Origin of the sequence: Mesorhizobium sp. M1A.F.Ca.IN.020.06.1.1 (assembly GCF_004023265.1) — a bacterium.
Classification (GTDB): Bacteria; Pseudomonadota; Alphaproteobacteria; order Rhizobiales; family Rhizobiaceae; genus Mesorhizobium.
Genome location: NZ_RZSR01001528.1, coordinates 1 through 819, shown reverse-complemented (window position 1 = coordinate 819; position 819 = coordinate 1). Strand labels below are relative to the sequence as shown.

At 64.7% G+C, this 819-nt stretch carries 1 protein-coding gene; it reads right to left on the bottom strand.

What is annotated here, in order from left to right:
- Positions 1-164: 164 nt before the first annotated feature.
- Positions 165-819, bottom strand: a 655-nt coding sequence (locus EOA60_RS35330) for an ABC transporter permease (RefSeq protein WP_164899889.1), incomplete at its 5' end; no start/stop codon positions are given.

The following is an 819-nucleotide window of genomic DNA, read 5'->3' as shown; positions in this document are numbered from 1 at the left end:
GACGAAATGCTCGCCGAACAGCGCGCAGACGATCCAGAGCAGGACGATGCCGAGCCCGGTCAGGAAGGTTCCCGATCGCAAGAGCGAATGCAGCACCTCGCCCCAGGGGCTGCGCTGTGTCGCGGCGTCCGGCGTTGGCAGGTTAGCGGGTGTGTCTGTCGCGCTCATTGCTCCGCTCCCAGCCGGATGCGCGGATTGAGCACCGAATAGAGGAAATCGGCGATCAATGTGGCCACCGCATAGACGATGCCGATGGTGAGGATGCCGGCCTCGAGCATCGGAAAATCCTTGCCGCGGGCGGCAGTGAAGATCAGCGAGCCGATGCCCTGGTAGCGGAACAGCGTCTCGATCACGACAAGGCCGCCGATGAGGTAGCCGGTCTGGGTTGCGATGACGGTGATGGTCGGCAATAGCGCGTTGCGCAGCACATGCCGCCAGATCACCGTGCGCCAGGGCAGACCTTTAAGCACCGCGGTGCGCGTATAGTCGGAGTCGAGCGCCTCGATCATCCCCGACCGCGCCATGCGAGCGATATAGCCGAACAGCACCAGAAACAGCGGCAGCGACGGCAGGATGAGATAATAGAGCTGGGTGAAGACGCCGGCACCCTTCGGCCAGGCCGCCGCGATCGGCAGCCAGCGCAGCCAGACGCCGAAGATCAGGATCAGGATGATGCCGGTGACGAACTCGGGCAGCACCGTCACCGACAATCCGCCGAGGCTGATGATGCGGTCGAGCGGCCGGTTGAGGTTGAGCGCGGCGATCACGCCGCCGAGGATGCCGATCGGCACCACCAGCACGAAGGCGACAAGCGCCAGC